General features: G+C 71.6%; 24 protein-coding genes. 10 read left to right on the top strand and 14 right to left on the bottom strand.

Annotated features, from left to right (window positions below):
* Nucleotide 1 precedes the first annotated feature (1 nt).
* Nucleotides 2-1,237: an FAD-dependent oxidoreductase gene (locus ACWEV3_RS22260; protein ID WP_452615742.1), complete on the top strand. Its 1,236-nt coding sequence runs from the start codon at nucleotides 2-4 to the stop codon at nucleotides 1,235-1,237.
* Nucleotides 1,238-1,255: 18 nt separating this feature from the next.
* Here ACWEV3_RS22260 and ACWEV3_RS22255 read toward each other — a convergent pair whose 3' ends face one another.
* Entirely contained in the window at nucleotides 1,256-2,482 is a 1,227-nt protein-coding gene (locus tag ACWEV3_RS22255; protein ID WP_452615741.1) for an MFS transporter, read from the bottom strand.
* 357 nt (nucleotides 2,483-2,839) lie between these two features.
* On the opposite strand from ACWEV3_RS22255, the gene ACWEV3_RS22250 reads away from it, so the two are divergent.
* Nucleotides 2,840-3,661 carry an IclR family transcriptional regulator domain-containing protein gene (locus ACWEV3_RS22250; protein WP_452615740.1) on the top strand — a complete coding sequence of 274 codons (822 nt, stop codon included), beginning with the start codon at nucleotides 2,840-2,842 and terminating at the stop codon, nucleotides 3,659-3,661.
* A gap of 361 nt (nucleotides 3,662-4,022) precedes the next feature.
* Nucleotides 4,023-5,537: an acetyl-CoA hydrolase/transferase family protein gene (locus ACWEV3_RS22245; RefSeq protein ID WP_452615739.1), complete on the top strand. Its 1,515-nt coding sequence runs from the start codon at nucleotides 4,023-4,025 to the stop codon at nucleotides 5,535-5,537.
* Between the two features lie 105 nt (nucleotides 5,538-5,642).
* Here the strand turns inward: ACWEV3_RS22245 and ACWEV3_RS22240 are convergent, their stop codons facing one another.
* Genes ACWEV3_RS22240 through ACWEV3_RS22230 form a run of 3 tightly spaced genes read right to left on the bottom strand, consistent with a single transcriptional unit; the run spans nucleotide 5,643 to nucleotide 8,774 of the window.
* Nucleotides 5,643-7,235: an ABC transporter permease gene (locus ACWEV3_RS22240; RefSeq protein WP_452615738.1), complete on the bottom strand. Its 1,593-nt coding sequence runs from the start codon at nucleotides 7,233-7,235 to the stop codon at nucleotides 5,643-5,645.
* Nucleotides 7,232-8,137: an ATP-binding cassette domain-containing protein gene (locus ACWEV3_RS22235; RefSeq protein ID WP_452615737.1), complete on the bottom strand. Its 906-nt coding sequence runs from the start codon at nucleotides 8,135-8,137 to the stop codon at nucleotides 7,232-7,234. The genes ACWEV3_RS22240 and ACWEV3_RS22235 overlap by 4 nt, the downstream gene beginning before the upstream one ends.
* Nucleotides 8,130-8,774: a TetR/AcrR family transcriptional regulator gene (locus tag ACWEV3_RS22230; protein WP_452615736.1), complete on the bottom strand. Its 645-nt coding sequence runs from the start codon at nucleotides 8,772-8,774 to the stop codon at nucleotides 8,130-8,132. The genes ACWEV3_RS22235 and ACWEV3_RS22230 overlap by 8 nt, the downstream gene beginning before the upstream one ends.
* A 150-nt stretch (nucleotides 8,775-8,924) precedes the next feature.
* Here ACWEV3_RS22230 and ACWEV3_RS22225 point away from each other — a divergent pair, with 150 nt between their 5' ends.
* The gene (locus tag ACWEV3_RS22225; RefSeq protein ID WP_452615735.1) at nucleotides 8,925-9,461 is read left to right on the top strand and encodes a TIGR03086 family metal-binding protein; all 537 of its coding nucleotides are present in this window, start codon (nucleotides 8,925-8,927) and stop codon (nucleotides 9,459-9,461) included.
* A gap of 27 nt (nucleotides 9,462-9,488) precedes the next feature.
* Here the strand turns inward: ACWEV3_RS22225 and ACWEV3_RS22220 are convergent, their stop codons facing one another.
* Nucleotides 9,489-11,591, bottom strand: a complete 2,103-nt coding sequence (locus ACWEV3_RS22220; RefSeq protein WP_452615734.1) for a sensor domain-containing protein — start codon at nucleotides 11,589-11,591, stop codon at nucleotides 9,489-9,491.
* Nucleotides 11,592-11,968: 377 nt separating this feature from the next.
* Between ACWEV3_RS22220 and ACWEV3_RS22215 the strand changes: the two genes are divergently transcribed.
* Nucleotides 11,969-12,382, top strand: coding sequence for an FHA domain-containing protein (locus ACWEV3_RS22215; protein WP_452615733.1), 414 nt, complete (start codon nucleotides 11,969-11,971; stop codon nucleotides 12,380-12,382).
* A 341-nt stretch (nucleotides 12,383-12,723) separates the two neighbouring features.
* Complete coding sequence (locus tag ACWEV3_RS22210; protein WP_452615732.1) at nucleotides 12,724-13,491, top strand: SDR family NAD(P)-dependent oxidoreductase; 768 nt, start codon at nucleotides 12,724-12,726, stop codon at nucleotides 13,489-13,491.
* Here ACWEV3_RS22210 and ACWEV3_RS22205 read toward each other — a convergent pair.
* The 3 genes from ACWEV3_RS22205 to ACWEV3_RS22195 are packed head-to-tail and all read right to left on the bottom strand — an operon-like array spanning nucleotide 13,473 to nucleotide 15,737.
* Nucleotides 13,473-14,078 (bottom strand): thiamine pyrophosphate-dependent enzyme, encoded by a 606-nt coding sequence (locus ACWEV3_RS22205; RefSeq protein ID WP_452615731.1) that lies wholly within the window; start codon nucleotides 14,076-14,078, stop codon nucleotides 13,473-13,475. The genes ACWEV3_RS22210 and ACWEV3_RS22205 overlap by 19 nt on opposite strands.
* Nucleotides 14,075-14,617 (bottom strand): thiamine pyrophosphate-binding protein, encoded by a 543-nt coding sequence (locus tag ACWEV3_RS22200; protein WP_452615730.1) that lies wholly within the window; start codon nucleotides 14,615-14,617, stop codon nucleotides 14,075-14,077. Before ACWEV3_RS22200 ends, ACWEV3_RS22205 begins: the two co-directional genes overlap by 4 nt.
* Nucleotides 14,618-14,636: 19 nt before the next feature.
* On the bottom strand, nucleotides 14,637-15,737 hold the full coding sequence (locus ACWEV3_RS22195; RefSeq protein ID WP_452615729.1) for an aminotransferase class V-fold PLP-dependent enzyme: 1,101 nt from the start codon (nucleotides 15,735-15,737) through the stop codon (nucleotides 14,637-14,639).
* 92 nt (nucleotides 15,738-15,829) lie between these two features.
* Here ACWEV3_RS22195 and ACWEV3_RS22190 point away from each other — a divergent pair, with 92 nt between their 5' ends.
* Nucleotides 15,830-16,717 carry a LysR family transcriptional regulator gene (locus tag ACWEV3_RS22190; RefSeq protein WP_452615728.1) on the top strand — a complete coding sequence of 296 codons (888 nt, stop codon included), beginning with the start codon at nucleotides 15,830-15,832 and terminating at the stop codon, nucleotides 16,715-16,717.
* Between the two features lie 3 nt (nucleotides 16,718-16,720).
* On the opposite strand, the gene ACWEV3_RS22185 is transcribed toward ACWEV3_RS22190, so the two are convergent.
* Nucleotides 16,721-18,043, bottom strand: coding sequence for an MFS transporter (locus tag ACWEV3_RS22185; protein WP_452615727.1), 1,323 nt, complete (start codon nucleotides 18,041-18,043; stop codon nucleotides 16,721-16,723).
* 121 nt (nucleotides 18,044-18,164) lie between these two features.
* Nucleotides 18,165-20,915 carry a sensor domain-containing protein gene (locus ACWEV3_RS22180; protein WP_452615726.1) on the bottom strand — a complete coding sequence of 917 codons (2,751 nt, stop codon included), beginning with the start codon at nucleotides 20,913-20,915 and terminating at the stop codon, nucleotides 18,165-18,167.
* Nucleotides 20,916-21,166: 251 nt separating this feature from the next.
* Between ACWEV3_RS22180 and ACWEV3_RS22175 the strand changes: the two genes are divergently transcribed.
* Entirely contained in the window at nucleotides 21,167-21,571 is a 405-nt protein-coding gene (locus tag ACWEV3_RS22175) for a DUF6292 family protein (RefSeq protein WP_132479793.1), read from the top strand.
* A gap of 16 nt (nucleotides 21,572-21,587) precedes the next feature.
* On the opposite strand, the gene ACWEV3_RS22170 is transcribed toward ACWEV3_RS22175, so the two are convergent.
* A complete protein-coding gene (locus ACWEV3_RS22170) occupies nucleotides 21,588-21,851 on the bottom strand; it encodes a GlsB/YeaQ/YmgE family stress response membrane protein (RefSeq protein WP_452615725.1) in 264 nt (87 codons plus the stop codon).
* A 224-nt stretch (nucleotides 21,852-22,075) separates the two neighbouring features.
* Between ACWEV3_RS22170 and ACWEV3_RS22165 the strand changes: the two genes are divergently transcribed.
* On the top strand, nucleotides 22,076-23,356 hold the full coding sequence (locus ACWEV3_RS22165) for an MFS transporter (RefSeq protein WP_452615767.1): 1,281 nt from the start codon (nucleotides 22,076-22,078) through the stop codon (nucleotides 23,354-23,356).
* A 275-nt stretch (nucleotides 23,357-23,631) separates the two neighbouring features.
* On the opposite strand, the gene ACWEV3_RS22160 is transcribed toward ACWEV3_RS22165, so the two are convergent.
* The 3 genes from ACWEV3_RS22160 to ACWEV3_RS22150 form a co-directional block, all read right to left on the bottom strand.
* A complete protein-coding gene (locus ACWEV3_RS22160; RefSeq protein ID WP_452615724.1) occupies nucleotides 23,632-24,189 on the bottom strand; it encodes a hypothetical protein in 558 nt (185 codons plus the stop codon).
* Entirely contained in the window at nucleotides 24,179-24,844 is a 666-nt protein-coding gene (locus ACWEV3_RS22155) for a phosphoribosyltransferase (protein ID WP_452615723.1), read from the bottom strand. Before ACWEV3_RS22155 ends, ACWEV3_RS22160 begins: the two co-directional genes overlap by 11 nt.
* 86 nt (nucleotides 24,845-24,930) lie before the next feature.
* A complete protein-coding gene (locus tag ACWEV3_RS22150; protein ID WP_452615722.1) occupies nucleotides 24,931-25,389 on the bottom strand; it encodes a MarR family winged helix-turn-helix transcriptional regulator in 459 nt (152 codons plus the stop codon).
* A 90-nt stretch (nucleotides 25,390-25,479) separates the two neighbouring features.
* Here ACWEV3_RS22150 and ACWEV3_RS22145 point away from each other — a divergent pair, with 90 nt between their 5' ends.
* On the top strand, nucleotides 25,480-26,634 hold the full coding sequence (locus ACWEV3_RS22145; RefSeq protein ID WP_452615721.1) for a cytochrome P450: 1,155 nt from the start codon (nucleotides 25,480-25,482) through the stop codon (nucleotides 26,632-26,634).

The raw sequence follows: 26,634 nt of genomic DNA, 5'->3' as shown, positions 1-26,634 counted from the left end.
CATGACGGATCGAACGCAGTGCTGCATCGTCGGGGGCGGCCCGGCGGGGATGATGCTGGGCCTGTTGCTCGCGCGCGCCGGCGTGGTGGTGACGGTGCTGGAGAAGCACCGGGACTTCCTGCGGGATTTCCGCGGCGACACCGTGCATCCATCCACGCTGCGGCTTCTCGACGAGCTCGGTCTGGGCGAGCGGTTCGCCGAGCTGCCGGCCGGGAAGCTGGCGAAGATGCGCATCCGGATCGGCTCGAAGACGGTTGTCATGGCCGACTTCGGGCGGCTCCGCGAGCCGTACCGGCACATCGCGATGGTGCCGCAGTGGGACTTCCTCGACCTGCTGGCCACCGCGGCCGCCGAGCAACCGTCGTTCACGCTGCGCATGTGCAGCGCCGTGACCGGGCTGCGCAAGGACGGTGCCGGTCGCACCACCGGTGTGCACTACCGCGACGCCGATGGCGTGCGGCGCGAACTCGCCGCGCCGCTGACCGTCGGTTGCGACGGTCGCTGGTCGGTGGTCCGCCGGGAAGCCGGGCTGCGGCCGATCTCCTACGACGTGCCGATGGACGTGTGGCAGGTCCGGGTGCCCAAGGCCGACGGCGACGCCGACGGCGAGGTGTTCGGCCACTTCGGCGGCGGGCAGGCCTCGGTCACCATGGACCGCGGCGACTACTTCCAGACGTCCTACCTGATCGGGAAGGGCCGGAACGAGGCCCTGCGCGCGCAGGACATCGCGGTGTTCCGGGCGCGGCTGGCCGGCCTGTTCGGCTGGCCGGAAGCCCGGCTGGAGTCGGTGCGCTCGTGGGACGACGTGAAGCTGCTGCGGGTGGAGATGAACCGCCTGCGCCGCTGGTACGGCGACGGCGTGCTGTGCATCGGCGACGCCGCGCACACGATGTCGCCGGTCGGCGGCGTCGGCGTCAACCTCGCCGTGCAGGACGCCGTCGCGGCGGCCCGGGTGCTGGCGGAACCGCTTCGGCGCGGCCGGGTTCCCGCCGCTGCGCTCGCGAAGATCCAGCGCCGCCGGTGGCTGCCGATGGCGGTGGCGCAGCAGTCGCAGCGCGGCGAACACGAGATGCTGCTGCGTCCGGCGCTCGACGGCACGCTCGACGAGAACAAGCTGCCGTTGCTGCTGCGCGCCCTGCAACGCGCGCCGTTCCTGCGCGGTGTGACCGCGTACATCGGTGGAATGGGGGTCCTCCCCGAGCACGCGCCCACGTTCGCGCGCAGGGCGGCGGCATGACCTGTCCTCAGTGGAGTATCAGGCTGCGACAAGCTCGCGTTCAGTCCGCATGACCGGGACTTCTGCGGCTTCTGGCGGAGTGACCGCCGCGCGCTCGGTGTTGCGCTCCAGGGTTCCGGAGACCGCGGCGAGCGCGAGGCCGATCACCGAGAGCGCCGAGCCGACCAGGTTCGGCGCCAGCAGCCCGAGGCCGTGCGCGATCGCCAGGCCGCCGGCGTAGGCGCCGATGGAGTTCGCGACGTTGAAGGCGGACTGCAGCGCCGCCGACACGAGCGCCGGTGCCCCGCCGGCCTTGTCCATCACCACGGCCTGCATGATCGGCGCGACCATGAAGCCGAGGGCGCCGATCACGAAGACGGTCACCGCGGCGGCGAGCTTGTCGCCGGAGGTGATCGTGAACGCGCCGAGCACCACGGCCAGCCCGATCAGCACGGCGTACAGGCCAGGCATCAACGCCTTGTCGGCGACCCGGCCGCCCAGGAAGTTGCCCAGCGTCATGCCGAGCCCGGCCAGCACCAGCAGGCCCGTCACGCCCGTCGGCGAGTACCCGGAGACGTCGGTGAGGATCGGGGTCAGGTAGCTCAGGCAGGCGAACGTCCCGCCGAGGCCGAAGGTCACGATCGCCAGCGCCAGCCACACCTGCGGCAGGCGGAACGCGGCGAGCTGCCCGCGCACCGAGGCCTCGGCGGGCGTGGGCCGGCCCTGGGCGGGCACCAGCCGGACGATGGCGGCGACGGCGACGAGACCGATGGCGGCGACCACGGCGAACGTGGCGCGCCAGCCGAACTGCTGGCCCAGCAGCGTGCCGAGCGGCACGCCGACGACGTTGGCCAGCGTGAGGCCCATGAACATCATCGAGACGGCCTTGGCGCGGTTGCCCGGCCCGGCGAGGCTGGTCGCCACGACGGCGCCGGCGCCGAAGAAAGCGCCGTGCGGCAGGCCGGCCAGGAACCGGAACACCGTGCCGATCTCCGCGTTCGGGGACAGCGCGAAGAGCAGGTTGCCGACCGTGAAGAGGCCCATCGTGCCGACGAGCATGGCTTTGCGGGGCAGCCGCGCGCCCAGGATCGTCAGGGCCGGGGCGCCGATCACCACGCCTAGCGCGTAACCCGTGATCAGGTTGCCTGCGGTCGGGATCGACACGCCGAGGTCGGCGGCCGCCTGGGGCAGCACGCCCATCATGACGAACTCGGTCGTGCCGATGCCGAAGGCGCCGATGGCCAGTGCGAGCAGCGCGATGGGCACAGTTGTCCTCTCGGGGGAGCGGGGATCGGGGGAGTGCGGCGGGTCGTGATGGCCGCTGTCGGGGGCGTGGCGGGTCCGGATCTTCTGTATCGATACAGATGAAGTACGGGAAGAAGTCCGGCCCCAATGCTGGCCACGTCACCGTCGGTTGTTCGGTGTCCAGTCTCGGGGCCCGATGGCGGTCCTGTCCACCTCGCGGGCCGTGAAACGAGACACGGTGCGTAGTGGGCGGATCGGCGTTGTCACTCAATAGGGTGAGGTTGGCGCCAGGCCGCATCGACAGATGTCCTTTGTGGACCGGGATGTTCGCGGCGCAGAATCGGGCGGGACATCCAGCCGGGAGGAACGGGAGGCGGCGTGCCGGAAGAACGTGGTGGGCACTTCGTCCGCTCGGTCGAGCGGACCCTGTCGGTGCTGCGGGCGTTCTCGCCCGGGCGGGCCGAGCTGACGCTGACCGAGGTGGCGCAGGCCAGCGGCCTGGACCGGGCCGGGGCCCGGCGGATCCTGCTGACGCTGGTCGACCTCGGGTACGTCCGCCACGACGAGCGGCACTTCGCGCTGACGCCGCAGGTCCTGGAGTTCGGCTACGCCTACCTGTCCAGCCGGTCGCTGCCGCAGATCGCCGAGCCGCACCTGCGCCGGCTCACCCGGGAACTGCGGGAGATGACGGCGGTGGCCGTGCTCGAAGGCGATGAGATCTGCTACATCGCGCAAGTGCCGAGCCCGAAGCTGCTGTCCGTGGCGATCCCGGTCGGCACCCGCTTCCCCGCGCACGCCACGTCGATGGGCAAGGTGCTGCTGGCCGGAATGCCGCCGGAGCGGTTGGAGGCGCGGCTGCGCTCGACGGACCTGGCGGCGCTCACGCCGCACACCATCACCACCCGCGAAGGCCTGCTCGCGGATCTCGGCAAAATCCGCAGGCAGGGCTTCGTGATCTCCGACAGCGAACTGGAGGAGGGACTGCGCGGTGTCGCCGCGCCGATCCGCGACGCCGACGGGAAGGTGTTCGCGGCGGTCAACGTCTCCCTGGACGCGCACAGTGCCACGGAGGACAGTGTGCGGCGCGAGATCGTGCCGCTCCTGGTGGCTACGGCGGCCCGGATCGAAGCGGACCTGCGGCTGAAGCCGCCGGCGAGCCGTCCAGGGGCGCCCGGCCGCGTGCCGCCACCAGGAGTGTGATGCGACGCCGAGCGGCACTGGCGATTTCGCGCGAAATCAGCGCCCCGCCCGCACGCGAACCGCCGATTTCGCGCGAAATCGGCGTCGCGTCTGGCGTTCGCTGGGCGACCGCTGGTGTCGCCGTGCGAACGAGCCGCCGACGACTTCCCGCGTGCCGGCGGGGCGCTGATTTGCCTTGCCCACCAGCGAAAACGCGGGATTCGACGCTGCTCTGCGGAGTCCTCGCGGCCGTGGTGCCCTGCGTCACAGCTATTTTCCGCTGCGCTCCGTGCTTAGGATCCCCGTCACATCAGGCCACCCCGGCGGCGTTCGGCGAATCGCGGGTGGCGCCTTCGACCTCGATGGAGCGGGAGGGGCGGACATGACCCGCAGGGTTCGGAACCGGCAGCTGGCGGCGAAGATCGTCGACGCCGAGGAGGCCGCCGGGCTGATCGGGACCGGCGACAACGTGGGCATGAGCGGCTTCACCGGCGCCGGGTATCCGAAGGAGGTGCCGGGCGCGCTGGCCAAGCGGGTCGCCGCGGCCCGCGCGGAGGGGGAGCCGATGAAGGTCGGCCTGTGGACCGGCGCGTCCACCGCCCCGGAGCTCGACGGCGCGCTCGCCGAGGTGGAGGGCATCGACCTGCGGCTGCCGTACCAGTCCGACCCGGTCACCCGCGAGAAGATCAACTCCGGCCGGATGGACTACACCGACATCCACCTCTCGCACGTCGCGCAGCGCGTGTGGCAGGGCGTCTTCGGCGAACTGGACGTCGCCGTCGTGGAGGTCAGCGGCATCACCGAGGACGGCCGCCTGATCCCGTCGTCGTCGGTGGGCAACAACAAGACCTGGCTGGAGCGGGCCGACCGGGTCATCCTCGAGGTCAACTCGTGGCAGAGCGAGCACCTGGAAGGGATGCACGACATCTACTACGGGACGGCGCTGCCGCCGCGGCGCAAGCCCGTCCCGATCACGCATCCCGCCGACCGGATCGGCGTGCCGTACCTGGAATGCCCGGCGGACAAGGTGATCGCGGTGGTCGAGACCGAATCACCCGACCGCAACACGGTTTTCACACCGCCGGACGAGACGTCCGGGCGGATCGCCGGGCACGTGCTGGACTTCCTGGACCTGGAGGTGCGGTCCGGCCGGCTGCCGCGGGACCTGCTCCCGCTGCAGTCCGGGGTGGGCAACGTGGCGAACGCCGTCCTCGCCGGGCTGCAAGCGGGTCCGTTCGACGGGCTGACCGCCTACACCGAGGTGATCCAGGACGGGATGCTGCAGCTGATCGAGTCGGGCAAGCTCCTGATGGCGTCCGCGACGGCCTTCTCGCTGAGCCCGGCGGCGGTGGACCGCTTCAACCGCGACGCCGCCGCCTACCGCGACAAGATCGTGCTGCGACCGCAGGAGATCAGCAACCACCCGGAGGTCGTGCGCCGGCTCGGCTGCCTGGCGATGAACGGCATCGTGGAGGCCGACATCTACGGCAACATCAACTCGACGCACCTGATGGGCAGCCGGATCCAGAACGGCATCGGCGGCTCGGGGGACTTCGCGCGCAACGCCTACGTGTCGATCTTCGTGACGCCGTCGGTGGCCAAGGGCGGCGCGGTGTCCTCGATCGTGCCGATGGTCTCGCACGTGGACCACACCGAGCACGACGTCGACGTGATCGTGACCGAGCAGGGCCTGGCGGATCTGCGCGGCCTCTCGCCCCGCAGGCGCGCGGAGCTGGTCATCGAGCGGTGCGCGCATCCCGATTTCCGCCCGGCGCTGCGGGATTACCACGACCGCGCCCTGGAATCGTCGTTCGGCCGCCACACCCCGCACCTCCTCGGCGAGGCGTTGTCCTGGCACCAGCGCTACCTCGACGAAGGCACCATGCGCCCGGCCTAGCGGACGGCGGCGGAACCGAACCGCCACCCGCGCGGACCCGGTAGCGGTTCCCGAAGACGACGGGAGCACCTTCGTCCTCGCCCCGGCGTCCTGCCATCCCGTCGCCTATCCGAAGTCCCGGCGGCGGAGGGCCAGCAGTCCGCCGCCGAGCAGGACGGCCGACAGCGCGATCATCGCCAGCGCCGGGCCCGGGTCGAACGGGTTTCCGGCGATGGTGTTCGGGATGTAGTGGAACGGCTCGAACGGTGTCCCGCCCCACACCCCGTACAGCGGGCCGGCGATCTGCCCCAGCGCCGCCGTCGCCACCCACACCGCCCAGCAGATCGCCCCGCTCGCCTTCGGCAGGAGCCCGTAGGCGAACGCGCAGACCGCGCCCACCAGCCACGCGGCCGGGACGGTTCCCATCGTCTGGAGGAGGATGCGCGGCACGTCCGTCGCGAAATCGCCCACGAGCCAAGCGAAGAACACTCCGAAGACGAGTCCGGTGACGGCCAGCAGCGCCGCCGTGCCGAGGCCGGTCACCAGCAGGTGCCCGGCCGCCCAGCGCAGCCGTGTCATCGGCGTGGCCTGCGCCGCTTCGGCCCGGCCGCTGCTCTCCTCGGCGCGCAGCCGCTGGACCATCAGCACCGGGTACAGGGCGATGACGTGCGCGAAGATCAGGATGATGGGCCACAGGAAGTAGTGGAGCTCCGAACCGGCCCGGCCGCCGAAGTTCTCCAGCAGCCGGGCCGCGCCGGGCGCGTTGAGCAGCTGGTGCGCCAGGGTGCTCAGCGCGCCGGCGGCGGCCGCGAACACCGCGAGCCCAACGGCCCACTTCACCAGCAGGCCGCGGTTCAGGCGCCAGGACAGGCTGATCGGGCCGCGCAGCCGCGGCGCGGACGCGGGCCCGGTGCGCTCGGGGATCAGACTGGCTCCGAGGTCGCGGCGATCCACCAGGCGGTAGGCGATGGCCGACAGCGCCGCGGTCGTGGCGATCGACACCGCGAGCACCCACCACCGCTCGTCGCGGTACGGCGCCACCAGGTGGCTCCAGCCGATCGGCGACACGTACGTCATCCAGTACTGCCCGCTCGCGTCGCCGGCGTAGCGCAGGACGTAGGCGGCGCCGAGGACGGAAAGCGCGAAAGCCCTTGCGGTGCGGGCGTTCTGCGCGAGCTGGGCGGCGACCGCGGCGACGCCGCCGAACACCCAACCGGCGGCGGTGATGCCCGCCCCGTAGGCGATCGACCCCACCGGGTCCAGCCCGGTCGCGATCAGCACGACGGCGGTCAGCGCGCCACCGGCCAGGCTCACCCCGCCCGCCACCGCCAGGGCGGCGGTCAGCGCGGCGTAGCGGCTGACCGCGCCCGCGCGCAGCAGCTCAGCGCGGCCGGCGTCCTCGTCTGCGCGGGTGTACCGGACGACGGCCATCAGGGCGGCGAGACCGTTCATCACGTACAGGAATCCGCCGCTGCGCCAAGAGGAGAGGACGCCGAGGTCCGGTTCGACGGTTCCGCCGCCGAGTGCCCGGAAGAAGGCGTTCTGGTTGATCATCGCGGTGTAGGTCGCCTTCAGCTCCGGCGTGCCCATGTTCCGGTTGATGTAGCCGACCATGATCAACGACATGGTGACGAGCAGGAGGACCCACCACGGCGCGATGTTCCGCTCGCGGCGCAGCGCCAGCCGCACCAGGCTGAAGGTTCCGGCGAGGGTGCTCATCGGGTGGCCTCCGCGGAGGTTTTGCCGTAGTGCCGCAGGAAGAGCTCTTCGAGCGTGGGCGGCCGGCTGACGAGGCCGCGAACGCCGATCGAGCCGAGCCGGCTCAGCGCCGGACCTAGGGCGTCGGCGTCGGCTTCGAAGCACACCTGGCCGTCCTCCGTCCGGAAGTCGTGCACTCCCGCGAGCTCGGCGAGCCCGTCCGCGGGGCCGGTGAGCTCGGCGCGCACGGAGGTGCGGGCCAGGTGGCGGAGTTCGGCGAGCGAACCGGAATCGACGGCCCGGCCGTCGCGGACGATGGTGACGCGATCGCACAACTCCTCGACCTCGCCGAGGATGTGGCTGGACAGCAGCACGGTCCGGCCGCCGCTCCGCACCTCCTCCCGGACGACGTCGCGGAACACCACCTCCATCAGCGGGTCCAGTCCTGAGGTGGGTTCGTCGAGGATGAGGAGCTCGGCGTCGGAGGCGAGCGCGGCGATCAGCGCCACCTTCTGCCGGTTGCCCTTGGAGTAGGCGCGGGACTTGGTGCGGGGATCCAGGTCGAAGCGGTCGATCAGCTCCGCGCGCCTGGCGTGGTCGGCGCCGCCCCGCAGCTGCGTGAGGAGATCGATGACCTCTCCGCCGGAAAGTCCGGGCCAGAGCGTGACGTCGCCCGGCACGTAGGCGAGCCTGCGGTGCAGGCTCGTCGCGTCCCGCCACGGATCGCCGCCGAGCAGCCGGGCGGAGCCCGCGTCGGCGCGCAACAGCCCGAGCAGGATCCTGATCGTCGTGCTCTTCCCGGCGCCGTTCGGGCCGAGGAAGCCGTGCACCTCACCGGTTCTCACCGCGAGGTCGAGGCCGTTCAGCGCCGTGGTCCGGCCGAACTCCTTGACCAGACCGGTGATCGATATCGCGTCAGTCATCGAGGCCTCCTCCGGCGGGCAGCCGCGACCGGATGGCGGCGGCTTCCTCCGGGCTGAGGAGCGGATGGGAGTAGAGGTCGAGCAGGACGCGGGCCAGCACGTCCTCGCCCTGCGGGGTGAACACGTCGACGCCGAGGCCGCGGGACACGTGCTCGTGCATGACGGCGATGGACAGCGCCATCGCCGCGCTGACGGTCGCGCGCTGCTCCGGGGACACCTCCGGCGGGTCGGAACGCTTCCGGTCGGCTTCCGCCAGCCACTGCGCGCCCAGCTCGGCGAGCTTGTCGAACAGCGGCGCAGCCCGCCCCTCGACCAGCGCACGCGCGACGTACCGCTGGTACGGGCCGAAGGCCGCGCCCGCGACGCCGACGTAGTTCACGCCGCCCGGCGCGCTGTCGGCCCTGACGTCGTCGTTGATCCCGTTCAGGACCTTGGCGAGGTAGGCGTCGCAGGCGTCGCGCAGCGCTTCCTTGGAGCCGAAGTGGTGGCGCACCAGCCCCGACGACACGCCCGCCGTCCCGGCGATCCCGCGGATCGTCGCCCGGTCGAAGCCGTGCTCGCCGAAGTGCCGCAGCGCCGCGTCCCGGATCCGCGCCCGGGCGGTCAGGTCCTCCGGATCCAGTCCCGGCAAGCTCATGTCCCGTCACCTATCCACACGTGCATCTGACTAATCACACGAGAAGGATACTACACGTGTGTGTAGCTCGGGAGTGGTGATTCGCCGCGCGGCGACGATTCCCGGTTCCGCGAGCCGTCTACATCGGGGAACGGAACCCGAGGAGGATCAGTGATCGACCTGAAGCCGGCCTGCCGCCGGATGAACGACCTGCTGGCAGGCATCGCGGACGACCAGCTCGCCGCCCCCACGCCCTGCGCCGAGTACACCGTCGGCGACCTGATCGACCACGTCGACGAGGCCGCTCACGGCTTCGCCGCGCTCGCCGGCGGCGAGGTCGGCGAGCGAGCCGCCGACCTCGGCGACGACTGGCGGCGCGAGGTCGCCGAGCACGTCCGGGCGCTCGGCGAGGCGTGGGACGACCCGGCGGCCTGGCGGGGCAGCTCCGGCGGCGCGGGAGTGGAGCTGTCGAACGAGGTGTGGGGCAAGATCGCGCTCACCGAGGTGGTCGTGCACGGCTGGGACCTCGCGAAGGCGACCGGTCAGCCCTTCGAGCTGCCCGAGGAGACCCTGCGGGCCTGCCTCGACCACGTGGCGGAGTTCGTCCCGAACGCCCCGGTCAAGAGCCTGTGGGGGAGTCCCGTCGAGACGCCGGCCGACGCCCCGCTGTTCGATCGGATCGTCGCCATCACCGGCCGCACCCCGTGAATTCCGTTGCCCGGCAACGGAATCCGGTCACGGCAGCGGCAGGCCCTGCTCCAGGATGGCGGTGAACCGGTCCTCCTGGACCGGGCGGGCGAACAGGAAGCCCTGGTACACGTCGATCCCGACGCTGGCGAGCAGGTTGAACTGCTCCGCCGTCTCGACGCCTTCGGCCACGGTCTGGCAGTTCAGCGCGCGGGCGAACTCCGCCACCGCGCGGGCGACCGCCAGATCGCGGGAGCCGACGCCGAGGTCGGAGACGAAGCTGCGGTCCGCCTTGATGATCTGCGCCGGCAGGTCCTTGATCCGGGCCAGCGAGGAGTAGCCGGTGCCGAAGTCGTCGACGGCGAACCGCACGCCGCGGTCGACGAGTTCGAGCATCGCGCGTCGCGGCCCGCTCGGCAGATCGACCAGCACCGTCTCGACCAGTTCGAGGACGACGCGGTTCGGCTCGATGCCGGACTCGGCGATCGCGCCGGTCACCTCGGCGGTGAACTCCGGGTCGTCGGGCAGCAACCCGGCGAGGTTCACCGCGATGCCGACCGGGCGCCCGCCGGCGGTCGGCCACCGGGCGGCCCGGCTCAGGGCGGTGTGCAGCACCCATCGGTCCAGGTCGCGCAGCAGGTCGCCCTGCTCGGCGACGGGCAGGAAGACGTCCGGGTAGAGCAGGCCGTGCTCGGGGTGCTGCCACCGGACCAGCGCCTCTGCCGAGACCACGTTGCCCGCGGCGTCCACCACGGGCTGGTAGTGGAGCACGAGATCGTCGTTGTCGATGGCCTCGCGCAGCTCCGACTCCAGCCGCAGCTGCTGGTTGATGGCCTGGGCCAGCCCCGGATCGGCCAGCGCCACCCGCCCCGGCCCGCGCCGCTTCGCCCGGTACATGGCCGCGTCGGCGAAGCGGAGCAGGTCGTCGCCGCAGGTCGTGGTGCCGTCGGTCATCGCGCAGCCGACCGCGGCCGACACCTGAACCGGCTGGCCCTGCAGACGTACCACGGTGCGGAGCAGGCCGGACACCATCGCGCCCAGCGCCTCCAGGCCGCCCACGGCGTCGACGTCGCGGCAGACCACCACGAACTCGTCACCGGAGAGCCGGGCCGGGACGCATCCCGGCGGCATGCCGTTGCGCAGCCTGCGGGCCAGGGTCGCGACCAGCTCGTCCCCGGCGTCGTGGCCCAGGGAGTCGTTCACCCGCTTGAAGTTGTCGATGTCGCAGAACAGCACGCCGACCCGCTCGGCGCCGGGCCCGCTCACCAGTTCGTCGAGGAGCTCCTTGACCGCGCGGCGGTTGAACAGCCCGGTCAGCGAGTCGTGGGTGGCCTGGTAGCGGAGCTCCTCGGCCCGCTGGTGCCGTTCGGTGATGTCCTGGAACGCCACCAGCCAGAACAGCCGCCCGTCGTCCTGCACGGCGGCGGCGCAGCGGAGGTCGCAGTGCACCGGCCGGCCGTCAGGCCGCTTGAGCACACGGTGGGTCGGCGCATCCGAGATCATGACGAGCGGGCCCGACCGGTCCTGGGGGTGCCGCAGGTCGTCGGCCCGCGTGCCGTGCAGCTCGGAGATCTCCGAGCCGAGCAGGTCGCACAGCGCGTCGTTGGCCCGGGCCAGCCGGTGCGACTCGTCGAACAGGGCGATGCCCACCGGGGTCAGGCCCATCAGGTTGGTGAATCGCTCGCTGGAGCGCTCCAGCCGGGTGCGGGACTCGGTGTCGTCCCTGGTGACCTTGGCGAAGCCGCGCAGGCTGCCGTCGGAGGACCGCAGCGCGGCGGTGACGACGTGGGCCCAGAAGCGGGTGCCGTCCTTGCGGACGCGCCACCCCTCGGTCTGGTGGTAGCCGGTGCGCGCGGCGTGTTCGAGCTCCCGCTCCGGCCGGCGTTCGGCCGCGGCCTCGGGCGGGTAGAACACGGCGTAGTGCCGCCCCACGATTTCGTCGCTGCGGTAGCCCTTCATGCGTTCGGCGCCCGGGTTCCAGCTCGTCACGGTCCCGTTCGCGTCGAGCATGTAGATCGCGTACTCGTTGATGGCGGTGGCCAGCAGGTCGAGTCCGACCTCTTGCGCTTGCGGGAACCCGAGTTGTTCCGAATGGGTCAGCCCGTTCTTCGTCTGCAGAATTATCGCCCCCGAATGCACCCGGACTTGCACGGTTGCCGCGGTAGAGCGTAGCCATTGCGGGGACCGAACAACAGCTCCCGGTCGGCTCGCGCTCGGGAGAACGTGTGCAAGGCCACTGCGCTGGGACTTCGGCATCGGCGCACCGGCCGAAACGTTGAACTGATTTCGTATTCGTGGTCCACCGTGATCCATTGTGGACCAGTCCAATGGCCGGATCCCGCGCTGCTCGACACGGGTGAATTCCTGGTGTCCTCTCAGCCAATTCTCAAGGAGCGCCCTGGTTCCGCCGGTAACTTGGATTGCACGGGCCCGGTCGCAACGGTGCCGGGCCTGGCGGGTTCCCCCGACGACCTGCGCCGGCAGCCGCCGCGTGCGCGACGGCGACTCGAATCCGTCAGGAGGACGCCATGAACCAGAGTCGATGCGGTGCGGCCGCCATGCCCGTCGGAACCTTCGGCGACGAGCCGCCCGCGATCCCGGCGCAGGCCGGGGCCGCCACGCCCGCACCACGCGTCGCAGCCGACCCCGCAGGCGGGGGCGCGGCGCTGGTGGTCCGCCGCGGTCCCCACGCGGGCACCGTCATCCCGGTCGCCGACGCGGTGACCGTGGGACGCGGCCGGGATTGCGACATCACGCTCGACGCGCCCACGGTCTCGCTCCGGCACGCCCGGATCCACCGCGTCGGCGACCGGTACGCGATCACCGATTCGGGCTCGCTGAACGGCACCTACCTCAACCGCAACCCGGTCGACCGGGCGGAGCTGTCCGACGGCGACGAGCTCTGGATCGGCACCTACCGGTTCACCTTCCGCGCGGCCTGACACCCCGCTCCGCGGCGATCGTCCACATCGGACGATCGCCGCGGACGTGGTGGTGCTATGCCGGTGCCGAGGTGCCCGGCGAAGTGCCGCTCGATGTCGCAGCTGCGTTGACACGGGAGGCGCAGGTGGTCGGCGGCACCTCGCCGAAGGCGGAAGTCGAAAGTGGACACTCCGGCACTTGAGCGGCGACCAGATCAGCGTCCATCCGCTGGAACGCGTGCTCCTGGAACACCGCTTCCGCGCCCTTCGGCCCCTGGGTCTCCCGGTTTTCCGCCCGCGGGCCCTGGTGGATCGGCCGAGCCGGCGGCAGCATGGACCGGAATCCCGAGGGACGGAGGAACATGGCTGCTGTGGCATCGGGCCGGTTGTCGGGCCGGACGGCCGTCGTGACCGGCGCGGCATCGGGCATCGGAGCGGCCACCGCGCGCAGGCTCGCGGCCGAGGGCGCCGGTGTGCTGGTCGCCGACGTGGACGCCGAAGGCGGCAGCGCGGTCGCCGCCGACATCAACTCGGCCGGCGGGCGGGCGCTGTTCCAGCGCTGCGACGTCGCCGACCAGGCCGACTGGACCGCGGCGGTGCACGCCGCGCGCGAAGCGTTCGGGCCGGTCTCGGCGCTGGTCGGCAACGCCTACGCGGTCCAGGTGGCGCCCGCCGACGCGACCACCCGCGAGTCGTGGGACCACCAGCTGGCGGTCAGCCTCACGGGAGCGTTCCTCGGGTTCAAGGCGTGCCTGGAAGACCTGGCCGAGACGGCGGGAGCCGCGGTGCTGACCTCGTCGGTGCACGCCCTGGTCGGCCTGCCGGGCCGCCCCGCCTACGCAGCGGCGAAAGCGGGGCTGACGGGCCTGACCCGGCAACTGGCGGTCGAGTACGGCCCGCGCATCAGGGTCAACAGCGTCCTCCCGGGACCGATCCTGACCCGAGCCTGGGACGAAGTCCCGGAAGCGGACCGCAAGCGGACGGCGGAGCAGACCGCGGCGGGAAGGATCGGAGACCCCGAGGAGATCGCGGCGCCGATAGCCTTCCTCCTCAGCGACGAGGCGTCCTTCATAACGGGAGCAAGCCTCGTCGTCGACGGGGGCTGGAGCGTCTACAAGACCTCCGCGTGACCACCGCGGTCGGTGGCCGGATCATGTTGCCGCAGAAGGAGGTTCTGGCGGAATCGGGTGGCGATCGTTGCCGGGTCGTCGAGGAGCCAGGGGGTGTTCGGCGCGTTTCCGCCCGCTATTCGCGCCACCACCGCTGTCGGGCAGTCGGCGGACCGGGCGTTCAGCAGCGCTTCGCGGAGTCCGCCGGGGTCCGTCGCCTCCACGGTCTTCAGCCCCGCCGCGGCCGTGAGATGCGCGAGCCGGACGTGTTCGGCTTGCGTCGGCATCTTGTCCGCCGACGCGTGCTGGTGGTTGTCGAGCACGATCAGCGTGTACGTGGCGGGCGCGTTGGCGCCGAGCGTCGGGAGCGCGTTCAGGCCCATGAGCAGCGACCCGTCGCCTTCGATCGCCCACACCCGGTGAGCGCCCGCCAGGGCGATGCCCAGGCCGACCGCCGCGGACAGGCCCATCGAATCGAGCAGGTACAGGTGGCTGTCGCGGCCGTGGTGGTGGGCGAGTTCCCGCGCCGTGGCACCACAGGTGACGACCAGCGGGTCGGCGCCGACGACGTCGTCGACGACCGCGAGGGCGGTGAGGCGGTCCATCATCGGGTGGCCTCCTCGGGGCGCAGTTCGACGGCGGGGTGCAGAAGGTCCAGCAGCGCGACCATGGGGCGGCGGGTCATCGCCGCGGTGCGGCACAGGTCCCGGGTGGTGACCCGCCAGGCCTCCGGCGCGACGTGCGGGCCCAGCGGCGTGTGGTGGATGCCCGCCGCGGTCAGCAACGCCGGGACCGCGGCGGAGAACTCGTGGATCATCGCGTTGTACTCGCCGAGCCCGCCGCGGGTGTTCGCCAGGATCGGCAGGCCGACGTGGTAGGCCTTGGCGAACGTCGTGAGCGCGGTCAGGGCGTTGCCGAAACCGTTGTCCTGCATGACGATGAGCGCTCGCTTGCCCGCCAGCGCTGCGCCGCCCGCGATGCCGACGGCCTCCTCCTCGCGGTTCGCCAGCACCGACGGCGTGCCGGCCTGCTCGAAGGCGCGGATCAGCGGGGCCGCGTGGGAGGACGGGACGTGGACGAGGAGTTCGGGTTCCCAGTCGAGGACGCCGGCGACCGCGGCGTCGGTGTACGCATTGGATCCGGCCATGGATCAGCTCCGTTGGGCGTCAGGCGGTGGATTCGAGGGCGGACAGGGTGCGCGAGACGTCGTCGGCCGTGTTGAAGCCGTGCAGGCCGAACCTTAGGGCACCGGCCCGCGCCGTGGCACGCACATCGCGGGCCGCCAGCCGGTGCGCCGCGGCGTCGGCGTCCGGGACGGCGATGGTCACGATGTGGCTCGGCCGTTCAGTGGGGGAGCAGCGGAATCCCCGCTCCTGGGCGCCGTCCCGGAGCATCCCGGCCAGTTCCAGGCAGTGCCGTTCGAGCGCGGCGGCGTCGAGCGCCAGCAGCAGGTCGAGCGCGGCGGCAGCGCCGGCCCAGGAAGGCCAGCACGGCGACATGTCGAGCCTGCGTGCGCCGGGCGCGTAGGACAGCGGACCGCCGTAGTAGCCCTGTGGTTCGGGCGAAGTCTTGACATTGGGCGCCAGCGGCGCGAGCGCGGCAAGCCGGTCGGGACGCACGTAGAGCCATGCGGCGCCGCGCGGGCACAACAGCCACTTGTAGCCGTGGATCGCGATGAAGTCGGGATCCACGCCTTCGGGCAGCGTGAGCACGCCGGCGCTTTGCGTCGCGTCGACGAACAACTGCGCACCCACCTCCCGGCACCGCGCCGAGACGGCCGCCAGATCGGTGCGCCAACCGGTCGCGGACTGCACGTCGCTCAGCGCCACCAGAGTCGTGTCCTCGGTTATCGCCGCCACCAGCGATTCGCTGCGCAGGCAACCGCCCGGCATCGGCACCTGCTCCACGTGCACGCCGCGTTGTTCCGCGGCGAGCAGGGGAAAGATGTTGCTGCGGAACTCCTCGGCGCCGACGACGACCCTGCTGCTGGCCGGCAGCGCCGCGGCCACCGTCGCGACCGCCTCCGCCACCGACTGGACGAGCGCGACGTGCTCGGGATCGAGGCCGAGCAGCCCGGCGACCTGGCGCCGGCTGTGCTGAGCCGCCCGATCGCGCTGCGGCCAGGAGAAGTCGCCGAGATCCCAGTTCGCGAGCTCCGCGCGGAGCGCACGCAGCACCGGCTCGGCGGCGGGCGCGCAGCTCGGGGTGGACAGCCACGCGATGCGGTCCAGGACGGCGAACTGCTCTCGGAATCTCGCCAGATCCACGGTGCCTCCTCGATCAGGGGTTGTACCGAGGATCGGGAAGCTGGGAGCATGAGTCAACGGAATGGTTTTCATGCCTTCCATGAAGGCGGTTGATGGTGGAGCTGCAGCAGCTGAGATGCCTAGTCGCGGTGCTCGACACCGGTTCGTTCACGAAGGCCGCCGCCACCCTGCACGTCACGCAGGGCGCGGTGAGCCACGCGGTGAACGGGCTGGAGCGCGAGCTCGGCGTGGCGCTCGTGCGCCGCGGACGCGGCGGGGCGAGCGCGACCGACGCAGGGGCGCGGGTTGCGGAACACGCGCGGGCGGTCCTCGCGCGGCTGCGGGTGGCCGAGGACGAAGTCCTCGCGATGCGCGGACTGCGAGCGGGACGCCTGCGCGTCGGGAGCTTCACCAGCGCGTCGACGCGCCTGCTGCCGGGGCTCCTCGCCGCCTACCGGCGGGAGCACCCCGACGTCGAGGTCACGCTGCGGGAAGGCAACGACCTGCAGATCAGGGACCTGCTCGCCGACGGCGAGGTCGACGTGGCGTTCGTCGTGCTGCCGGCGGACGGCCACGACGTCATCGCCCTGGCCGAGGACGAGCTCGTCCTGGTCGTCCCCGAGACCCACCGCCTCGCGCGGCACCGCGTCGTCCCGCTGGCCGAACTCGTGCCGGAACCGTTGATCCTGTCGTCCGGGGGCTGCGCGACGCTGGTCCGGAGCACGTTCCGCGAACACGGGCTGGAACCGCTGGAATCCGGTGCCGTGCAGGAAGGTTCCACGGCTCTGGCCATGGTCGAGGGCGGGCTCGGCGCGACGCTCATGCCGGAACTGGCGGTGCCGGCGCTGCCCGGAACGCTCGTGACCCGCCCGGTGCGACCGACCGGCCACCGGCGACTCGGACTCGCCGCGCGGAGCCAGGAAGCGCACAGCCCGGCGCTGCAAGCCTTCCTCGCGCTCGCGGAGCAGCAGGCGCCCGCGTTGGCCCGCCGGACGGCCTGACGGTCACGGGGCGTCGGTGGTCGCCAGGTCGTCGGAGTTGCCGGAGCGGTCGGGGGCCGCCACGGGCAGCATCGACAGCAGCCCGATCAGCAGGATCACGACGATGCCGCCCATGCCCGCGCGCTGGGTGCCGAAGAAGGCGATGAAGCCGCTGAACGCCAGCGGTCCGAGGAAGCTCACGGCCCGACCGGTGGTGGCGTAGAGGCCGAACACCTCGCCCTCCCGGCCGGGGGTGGCGATGCGCGCGAGGAAGGTCCGGCTGGCCGACTGGGTCGGCCCCAGGAAGATCGCCAGCAGCAGCCCGCCCACCCAGAAGGCCGGTTTGCCGGGCACCGCGACCAGCGCTCCGCCCACCACGACCAGCCCGATCAGCGACGCCATGATGACGGTCTTCGGGCCGAACCGGTCGTCCGCGCGACCGCCCAGGAACGCGCCGAGCCCGGCGACGAGGTTCGCCGTGATGGCGAAGACCACCACCTCGGTGGCGGTGAAGCCGAAGGTGCCCGCGGCGATCACGCCGCCGAAGGTGAAGATCGCGGCCAGGCCGTCCCGGTAGAGCGCGCTGGCCACCAGGAAACCCAGCGTCCGCCGCTCGGTGCGCCACATCCGGGCCAGCCGCTTCCCGAGCACGATGTAGCTGCTGAAGATCGCGCGGCGCAGCGGCTCGCCGGAGGACTCCGCCTCGGGCACGAAGAAGAACAGCGGCAACGCGAACACCGCGAACCACGCGGCCGCGAACAGCGCCACGACGCGGATGTTCAGCCCGTCCTGGGAGGTCACGCCGAACAGGCCGACGTCGGGCTGCACGAAGCCGATCAGCACGATCACCAGCGCGATCAGCCCGCCGAAATAGCCCAGGCCCCAACCGAAACCGGAGATGCGGCCGATCGTCGCGGGCGTCGAGACCTGCAGCAGCATCGCGTTGTAGTTCACCGTGGCGAACTCGGAGAACACGCTGCCCACCGAGATCAGCACGAGGCCCAGCAGCAGGTAAGCCGGATCGTCCCGGACGAAGAACAGCCCGGCCGTGCTGGCCACCACGAGCGCGGTGTGCACCGCCAGCCACAGCTTGCGGCGCCCGCCGGCGTCGCTGCGCTGCCCGGTCACCGGCGCCACCAGCGCGATGCACACGCCCGAGATCGTGAGTGCGAGGCCGAGGGACTCCGAGCCGCTCTTCGGATCGGCGGCCACGCCCTCGGTCATGTACACCGTGAACACGAACGTCAAGATCACGGTGTTGAACGCTGCGGAACCCCAGTCCCACAGCGCCCAGCTGATCACCCCGCGCACGTCCCGATGAGGTGCGGGCGGGGTATTCGCGGTCATGCCCACGGCACGATTCGACCAGCAGGCCCCGGCCGCAGCCAGTCGAAACCCGCTGGTCGCCCGGTCCGCGCGACAACCGCGCCGAAAAGCATCCGGATGGTCGACCCCGGACCGCCGGTGCTCACCGCCGACCGGCCGTCGGCGGGAACAGCCAGTCCATCGGGGCGGGCTTGCCGAGGTAGTAGCCCTGCCCCTGGTCGCAGCCGAGGTCTCGGATGATGGCGAGCTGGGCGGCCGTCTCGATGCCTTCCGCCACCACGCCGAGGCCGATCGCGTGGGCCATCGCGACGATGCCCGCGACGATGATCTCCAGCTCGTCGGAGGAACCGAGGTCGGTGATGAACGTCCGGTCGATCTTGACGATGTCCAGCGGCAGCTGGCGCAGCTGCGCCAGCGAGGAGTAGCCGGTGCCGAAGTCGTCGATCGCCAGGCCGATGCCCAGTTCGCGCAGCGCCGTCAGGACGCGCGTCGCGGCTTCGGGGTCCTGCATGATCGCGTTCTCGGTGATCTCCAGGCACAGCGCGTGGGATGGCAGCCCGGATTCCGCGAGCGCCTGCTGAACGTGGTCCTGCAGCCGGGGATCTTCCAGCTGGCGCGGCGAAAGGTTCGCGTTGAGGTGCAGATCGAGGTCGTGGCGCTCGCGCGCCGCGGCGACCCGGCTGGTCGCCTCGCGCAGCATGTGCGCGCCGATGGGGTTGATCAGATCGCTCTCCTCGGCCAGCGGGATGAACTCGCCCGGCGAAACCGCCCCGTGCAGCGGATGCCACCACCGGAGCAGGCCCTCCACCGCGACCGTGCCTTCGGTTCGCAGGTCCACGACCGGTTGGTAGGCCACCCAGAGCTGCCCGCGCTGCACGGCGTGGCGCAGGTCCTGCTCCAGGACCATGTGCCGCTGCACGCGCTTTCGCAGGTCGACGTCGAAGAACGCGCAGCGCCCGCCGCCGTGGGCCTTGGCCTTGTACATCGCGACGTCGGCGTCGCGCAGGAGGTCCTGGGCGGACCGGGTGTCCTCCGGCGCGGCCAGCACCACGCCGATGCTGCCGTTGACGTGCAGCTGCCTGCCCTGCACCTGGATGGGCTCGGTGAGGGCGGCGAGCAGCCGCTCGCTGAGCCTGCGGAGCACGGCGTGGCTGCCCTCGCCGTGCACCAGGATCACGAACTCGTCGCCGCCGAGCCGGCCGACCAGCGCCTCCCCGGGGGTCGCGCGCACCAACCGGTTCCCGGCGATCCGCAGCACCTCGTCGCCGACGCCGTGGCCGAGGGAATCGTTGATCCGCTTGAAGTTGTCCAGGTCGATGAACAGCACGGCCATCGGGAGCGTTCGCAGCCGCGCGGCCCCGAGGTGGCGCAGCACCAGCGTCCGGTTGGCCAGGCCGGTCAGCGGATCGTGGGTGGCCTCGTACTCCAGCCGCTCCCTGGCGGCCCGGCTCTCGGTGATGTCGCTGAAGGAGATGACGACCTTGTGCGGCGGGCTGTCCTGCGGGTTCAGCGACCGCGCGGTGACCGCCAACCACGTGTTGCGGCCGTCGGCGCGGTTGAAGCGGATCACCCGCGAGTTCTGCTGCTTGCCGGTTCGCCGCGTCACCACCGCGGGGTGCTCGTCCGGCCGCATCGGGGTCCCGGCCTCGTCGAACAGCGTCCAGGACGTGGGCGCGGTGCCGATCATCTCGGCCGCCGTCGAGCCGGCGATGCGCTCGGCGGCCGGGTTCACCGCCTCGATGGTGCCCGTCGAGCCCACCACGACGACGCCCTCGTCCAGCGCCGCGACGACGGTCGCGAAGTCCTGTTCGGCCTGCCGGTGCGCGGTTTCGTCGGCGCACACCAGCACGAACCCGGAATCCATCTCCGACGCCGAGATCCGGACCACCAGGGAGGTGCCGTCCCGGTGCCGGTGCACGGCCTCGGTGACCCCGCCCTCGGCGACCAGGGCCTCGGGCCGCAGCGGCGCGCCGACGAGCGTCTCGACGTGCCGCCCCAACGCCTGCTCGGCGGGCACGCCGTACACGGTTTCGGCGGCCGGGTTCCAGCTGGTGACCACGCCCTCGCGACTGGTCGCGATGATGGCGTTGTTGACGTGCTGCACCAGCGCCGCCTGGTAGCGCAGTGCCGCTTCGGCGGTCTTCTGCGCGGTGATGTCCCGCCCGATGACCTGCACCGCCGGCCGCCCCTCCCAGGTGGTGTGCACCGCCACCATCTCCACCGGGACCGAGGTGCCGTCCTCGCGCTGCAGGTCGGCGTACGACCGGGGTGTCGCCATGCCCTCGGCCGTCAGCAACTTCAGCCGCTTGCGCATTTCGACCACCGACTGCGGGGCCACGAAGTCCGTGACCCGCCGCCCGAGGAGTCGCTCGCAGGATTCGGCGCCGAGGATGCTGCTCATCGCCGGGTTGGCGTACTTGATGATCCCGTCCTGGTGCACGCAGATCGCATCGGGGCTGAGCTCGGCGAGCAGCCAGTAGCGGCCGGCGAGGTCCTCCAGGGCCTGCCGGTCCCGGTGCAGGCCGGTCACCTCGCGGATCAGGCCGATGAGGCCGCCGGTGCGCCGGTCACCGTACGCGCGGGCGCGCAATTGCAGCAGTCGGGTCTCGCCGTGGGCGGTGATGATCGGTTGTTCCCGGTCGATTTCCTGCGGCCAGGCGGACGGGTCGGCCGTCGCCGCCCACGGCTCGATGAGCTCGGTCAGCCGGTCGCGGACGGCCTCGTCGGTCGCGCCCGGCATGCCCAGGAGCACGTCCATGCCGGGCATCCAGGTGATCTTGCGGTCGGCGAAGTCGAACCGCCAGCCGATCGCGCCGTGTGCGGACAGCGCGAGATCCAGCAACTCGCCGCCAAGGCCCGCACTGCTCGGCCCGCCCCCAGGATCGATCGCCATGATCCGTCCAAAGAAGAGACCCCGCCCACCCGCGCGCGCGGCGTGGGCTGCGCCCGTCGTGGCCGCACCCGACCTAGCAGTTCCCGCAACCGCGGACCACAAACCATCGGCGTGGCGGGCGTAATGGACCGCTGCGCATCGCGTCGCTAGATCGACGCGGGTGGAATTCATGCCATCGGGCGGTCTGCGGCGCCGGCGGCCCGGTTACCCCAGGACAACAGCGGAGCGCTGTTCTGGTTCAGGGGGAAACCATGGACATGACGAGTCCGGCGGCAGGTGGACTGATCAACTACGTCCGCACGGTGGCGGGCGACCTCGGCGACGACGTCTACGAGGTCGACGTGGACCTCGAGAGCGGGTTGGCCACGGCGATCATCCTCGTGCACTCCAAGGTGCCCACCCTCGTGGACTGCCCACTCCTGCTGACCTGGGACGAGGTCAGCGGCTGGGCCCTGCGGGTGGAGACCGACGGCTGGGGGGACACCACGGCCATCGAGTTCATGGGCGAGGACATCCTGCCCGAACCGGGGCTGGTGCGGGACTTCCTGCAGGAGGCGGTCGACGGCCGCAACCCCGGCATGCTCCAGCCCCCGTCGTTCCGCCTGCCCAATGCGGGTGACGACCTCGAAGACCGCCTCGCCCGGTTCGCCGCCTGACCTCGGCCGGGCGCGGTCAGGCGCGCGTGCGGTGGAAGATCAGCCGGTAGATCAGCAGCAGGACCACCGAACCGATGATGGCCCAGACGAAGCTCATCAGGTTGAAACCGGTGACTCCCGCACCACCGGTCACACTGGTCGCGACCCACCCGCCGAGCAACCCGCCGACGATGCCGATCACGATGGTCACGATGATCCCGCCGGGATCGCGGCCGGGGAGGATGAACTTGGCGATCGCCCCGGCGATCAGCCCGAACAGGATCCAGCTGAGAATACCCATGACGGCGTCCTCCTGAGCTCGGTCGACCGTCCGCCACAGGGGTTCCCCGAGCGCGGGCATCGCATGCACCGGTCGTGCCCGGGTCGAGCCACCGAGCTCCGCCAGATCGTCCTATGAGGACGCCCGACCACCCGTCGTGGCGCTCCGGGGTACCGGTTGCACCGCGGCCGCTGCCGAGCGGTTTGATCTATGCGGTCGGCACGCGGTTTTCGGAGGCGGCGGTGTTGCAGCGCGGTGCATCGTTGGGGCGGGATTTCGGCTGGTTGTGGGCGGCGTACGCGGTCAGCACGGCGGGCACTTGGCTCGCGCTCGACGCGTTCCCGCTCATCGCCGTCCTGGTGCTGCACAGCAGCACGACGCAGGTTTCCGCGCTGGCCGCCGCGGGCCTGGCGGTCGGTGCGGTCCTCGCGGTGCCGCTCGGCCCGTGGGTGGAGTTCCACCGGAAGCGGCCGGTCATGATCGCGATGGATCTGGTCCGGTTCGCGGTGCTGATGTCCGTGCCGGCCGCCTACGCGTTCGACGTGCTGACCTTCGCACAGCTGGTCGTCGTGTCCGTGCTCGTGGCGGCCGCCAACATCCTGTTCACCGCGGCGAGCGGCGCGTGCCTCAAGGCACTGGTGCGGCCCGACGACCTGCTGGCGGCCAACGGCAGGTTCGAGTCCACGACGTGGACGGCGACCGCGATCGGTCCGCCGCTGGGCGGGTTCGCCATCGGCGCGCTCGGCCCCGTGACGACCGTCGTGCTCAACGCCGCCAGCTACCTGCTCTCCGCGCTCGGGATCCGCGCGATCAGCGGGCGGGAGCGACCGCCGGAGCGGTGCGGATCGCGGTTCCGCGCCGGCGACGTCGTCGAGGGCTGGCGCTGCATCTTCCGGCATCCCGTGCTGCTGCGGCTGTTCTTCAACAACAGCCTGGTGAAGGGGCTGATCATGGCGCCCGTCCCGCTGCTCGCGGTCCTGCTCCTCCGCGACCTGGGCTACGCGCCGTGGCAGTACGGCCTGGCCTTCGGCGTGCCGTGCATCGGCGGCCTGGTCGGGTCGCGGCTGGCGAGGCCCCTGGTCGCGAGGTTCGGGCAGCACCGGGTCATGCTCGCCGCGGGCACGGCGGCCGTGTGCTGGCCGGTGGGCCTGGCGTTCGTGCCGCCCGGCCCGCCGGGCCTGCTGCTCGTCATCGGGATCGAGTTCGGCTTGATCACGAGCATGGGCGTCTTCAACCCGGTTTTCGCCACGTACCGCCTCGAGAACATCGATTCCGGCAGCGTCGCCCGGACCTTGGCGGCGTGGTCTATCGGCAGCGGCGCCACCGTTTCGGCGCTGACGTTCCTCTGGGGGCTGCTCGCCGCCGTCACCGGCCCCCGCGTCGCCATCGCGATCGCCGGGGTGCTCATCCTCGGCACGCCGCTCCTGCTGCCGCGCCAGAACAGCGATTCGCCCCATGAGCAACGGATTCCGGAGACTGCTCCGCCGCGAGCGGACACACCTCCCGGCGCGTCCCGGCAGCGATAGCGCCGCCAAGTGGCGCACCGCCACGCTCGAAGGCGCGTTGCCGACCAGCGGGGCGATACCCGCTCCCGCGCCGACGGTGCTGGTCTGCCACGGCGTTTCTGCTTCGGCGGGCTCTGCGTGCTCGACATGCCTTGGTCGGGCCTGAAGAGGTTCCTGGCGGAGTGCCTGGCAGACGATTCCTCCGAGCCCGCAACAACGTTGAGAAAATCCGAATAGGACACTTCGCGGCACCGGGGCCAGGTGGCACTGCCAGCGAGGGGCTGCGGAAGGTGTCGCTAGTCCGAGTAGCCGGGTGGCAGGGGAGTGGGGCGCAGGGCGCGATCCATTCCGGTGGCGACGAATTCCGACACCGCCGCCACCGCGTGCTGCCGGAGGAGCATCACCACCCGCGGATCCGACGACGTCTCCAGGACTCGCACGCCGTCGGGAAGGGGCTCGACCTGCAGGTCGATCTGCGCGTGGTGCTCGAAGAGCTCCGCGAACAGCGGGTCGAGCTGGCGGATCGCGTCGCCGCGCGCCAGCCGCCACCGCATCCGCTCGACGTGGGTGCGGAGGTTCGCGGCGACGTCCCGGTTGGCGCTGGTGGTCGTGGCCCGGACCCCGTAGGAGTAGTGGTCCACCGTCCGTGCGATCTCCTGGTGGTGGACCAGGAGATCGTGGATGATCCGCACGTCGCGCTCCAGATCCGGGTCCGTCTTCGGGTCCGGGGTCAGCATCCACGGCGGCACCCCTCCCAGCTCCCCCTGCTGCGCGCACCCTGGCAGCGGCACCGCGATGGCGGCGGCCAGGGCCAGGAATTCGCGCCGCGAGCATGCGAGGTGCTCATCCGTCATCGGCGGTCTCCTCGTCACGCGGTCGGTCGGTGTCGTGGAGCAGCTCGACGACCTCGGCGTCGGAGGTCTGGGTGAAGTCCCGGTACCACTGGCCGATCGCCATGAACCAGCCCGGTGTCTCCAGGCAGACCTGCTCGTCGGTCACCTCTTCCAACCGTTCCAGGGCGTGCGGCGGCGCCACCGGCACGGCCAGCACCACGCGGGCGGCGCCCTGCTCGCGCGCGACGCGGCAGGCGGCGTGCGCGGTGGAACCGGTGGCGATCCCGTCGTCGACCACGATGGCCGTCCGCCCGGCCACGTCCACGCGCCTGCGGTCGACGCGGAACAGCCTCGCGCGCCGGTCGAGCTCGACCCGCTCGCGCCGTTCCACCTCGTCGAGTTGCTTCGCGCTGACGCCGGTCTTCCACAGCACCTCGTCGTTGATGATGCGCACTTCGCCTTCCCCGATGGCGCCCATGCCGAGCTCGGGGTGGGTGGGGACGCCGAGCTTGCGGACCACGATCACGTCCAGCGGTGCCCGCAGCGCCCGGGCCACCTCGTAGGCCACTGGCACGCCGCCGCGCGGCAACCCGAGCACGATGGCGTCCGCCTCGCGGAGGTGCAGCAACTGCTGAGCCAGCCGGCGGCCGGCGTCCCTGCGGTTCTCGAACGGCACGGTGGAGCACCCCTCACCAGTCCGTGCCCAAGCGTGGCTCAGATGTGAGGAGCCGGAATAGAGCCCATCGGCACTCGGCGCTCGGTTCAGCTGCCCGTCGTGCTGGCTTGGGAACGAAGCCGGAGGCCGACGTGGTCGAGCAGGCGGAGGAAAGTCGCGAGGTCCGCCGCGGCGACGTCGCCGAACAGGTCGGCAGCCGCCTGATCGGCCTGGGCGTGCATCGTCGCGACCGCGGTGCGTCCTTCGTCGGTGAGGTCGACCAACGTCGCCCGCCGATCCGTCGGATGCGCTCCGCGGGTGACGTAGCCGCCGTCCTCGAGGGCGTCGAGCAGGGCGGTGACGTTGCGCGGAGTCACCCCGAGCGCGCGGCTGATGTCCCGCTGGGTCGACGATCCGCGTTGGTAGAGCTGCCAGAGCAGGTTCGCGCGCGCCCTGGTGAGGCCGCGCTCGGCGAGACCGCGCTCGACGTCGTCGGCCAGCAGCAGCGCCACATCCCACAACCTGCCCAGCGCGGCGAGTGGCTCCACGGATGGTTCTTTGGCCATATTGTGTACCCTATTCACTATGTAATACCGTCCCGATGACGGTACAGCCGTGCGCCGGGGGCGTGGCACGGCCGCGCGAGAGGAGACGACATGTCGGCGAATCGGTATCCGCTCGCCCGCCCGAACGCGTTCGGGGCGCCCGTCGAGTACGCCGAGTTCCGGGAGCGGTCACCGGTCGCCAGGGTGGACGTGGCCGGGGTCGGTCCGGCCTGGCTGGTAACCCGCTACGACGATGTGCGGACCGTGCTCGGCGACCCGCGATTCGGGCTCGAACCGCCGGGCGGAGCGGGCGCGAACGATTCGCTGTTCCAGGACCCGCCGGGGCACGGCCGCCTCCGAAGCCTGGTGTCGAAGGCGTTCACGGCTCGCTACGTGGAGACGCTGCGAACCCGGGTCGGCGAAGTCGTCGCGTCGCTGCTGGACGGGATTTCCCTGCGCGGCGGGCCGGTCGACCTGGTCGAGGCGCTGGCGGTCCCGCTGCCGATCACCGTGATCGGCGAAATGCTCGGAATCGCCGAAGCGGACCGGAATCCGTTCCGCGACCGCGTGGACGCGATGGTCGCCCTGAACCCGGTCACCCCGGACGGCGCCGAAGCGTGGGCGGAACTCCAGGACTACGTGCTGGGCCTGGTCGCCGTGAAACGCACGCACCCGGGCGCGGATCTGCTCAGCGCGCTGATCGCGGCCCGTGAAGATGATGGCGACCGGCTCAGCGAGCCGGAACTGGCGACCATGGCCATCGCGTTGCTGATCGCCGGATACGCGACCACCGCCAACGCGATCGGCATCGGCACCGCGTTGCTCCTCACCACCGGGCAGTACGCCGCCCTGGGCCACGACCGGGAACTGGTCGCGCCGGCCGTCGAGGAAGTCCTGCGGTACCAGACCGGGCGGAACGCCGAGGCTGTGCCGCGCATCGCACACGCGGACGTGCGGCTCGGCGACGTGGACATCGAAGCCGGCGAGCAGGTGGTGGTCTCGTTGGAATCGGCCAACCGCGACCCCGCCCGTTTCCCCGATCCGGAGCGGTTCGACATCACCCGGCACCCGAATCCGCACCTGAGCTTCGGGCACGGGCCGCACCACTGCCTCGGCGCGGCGCTGGCGCGGATCGAACTCCAGACGGCGTTTTCCGCGCTCACCTCGCGCTTCCCCGATCTTCGGCTGGCCACTCCGGCCGACGAACTGCCGTGGCGGGCGGTCTTCCTGGACGCTGGCCCGCAACACGTCCCCGTGACCTGGTGA

This window comes from Saccharopolyspora sp. NPDC003752 (assembly GCF_053605825.1).
The sequence above is the reverse complement of the archived record's forward strand: the minus strand, read 5'-3'. Positions and strand labels throughout refer to the sequence as shown.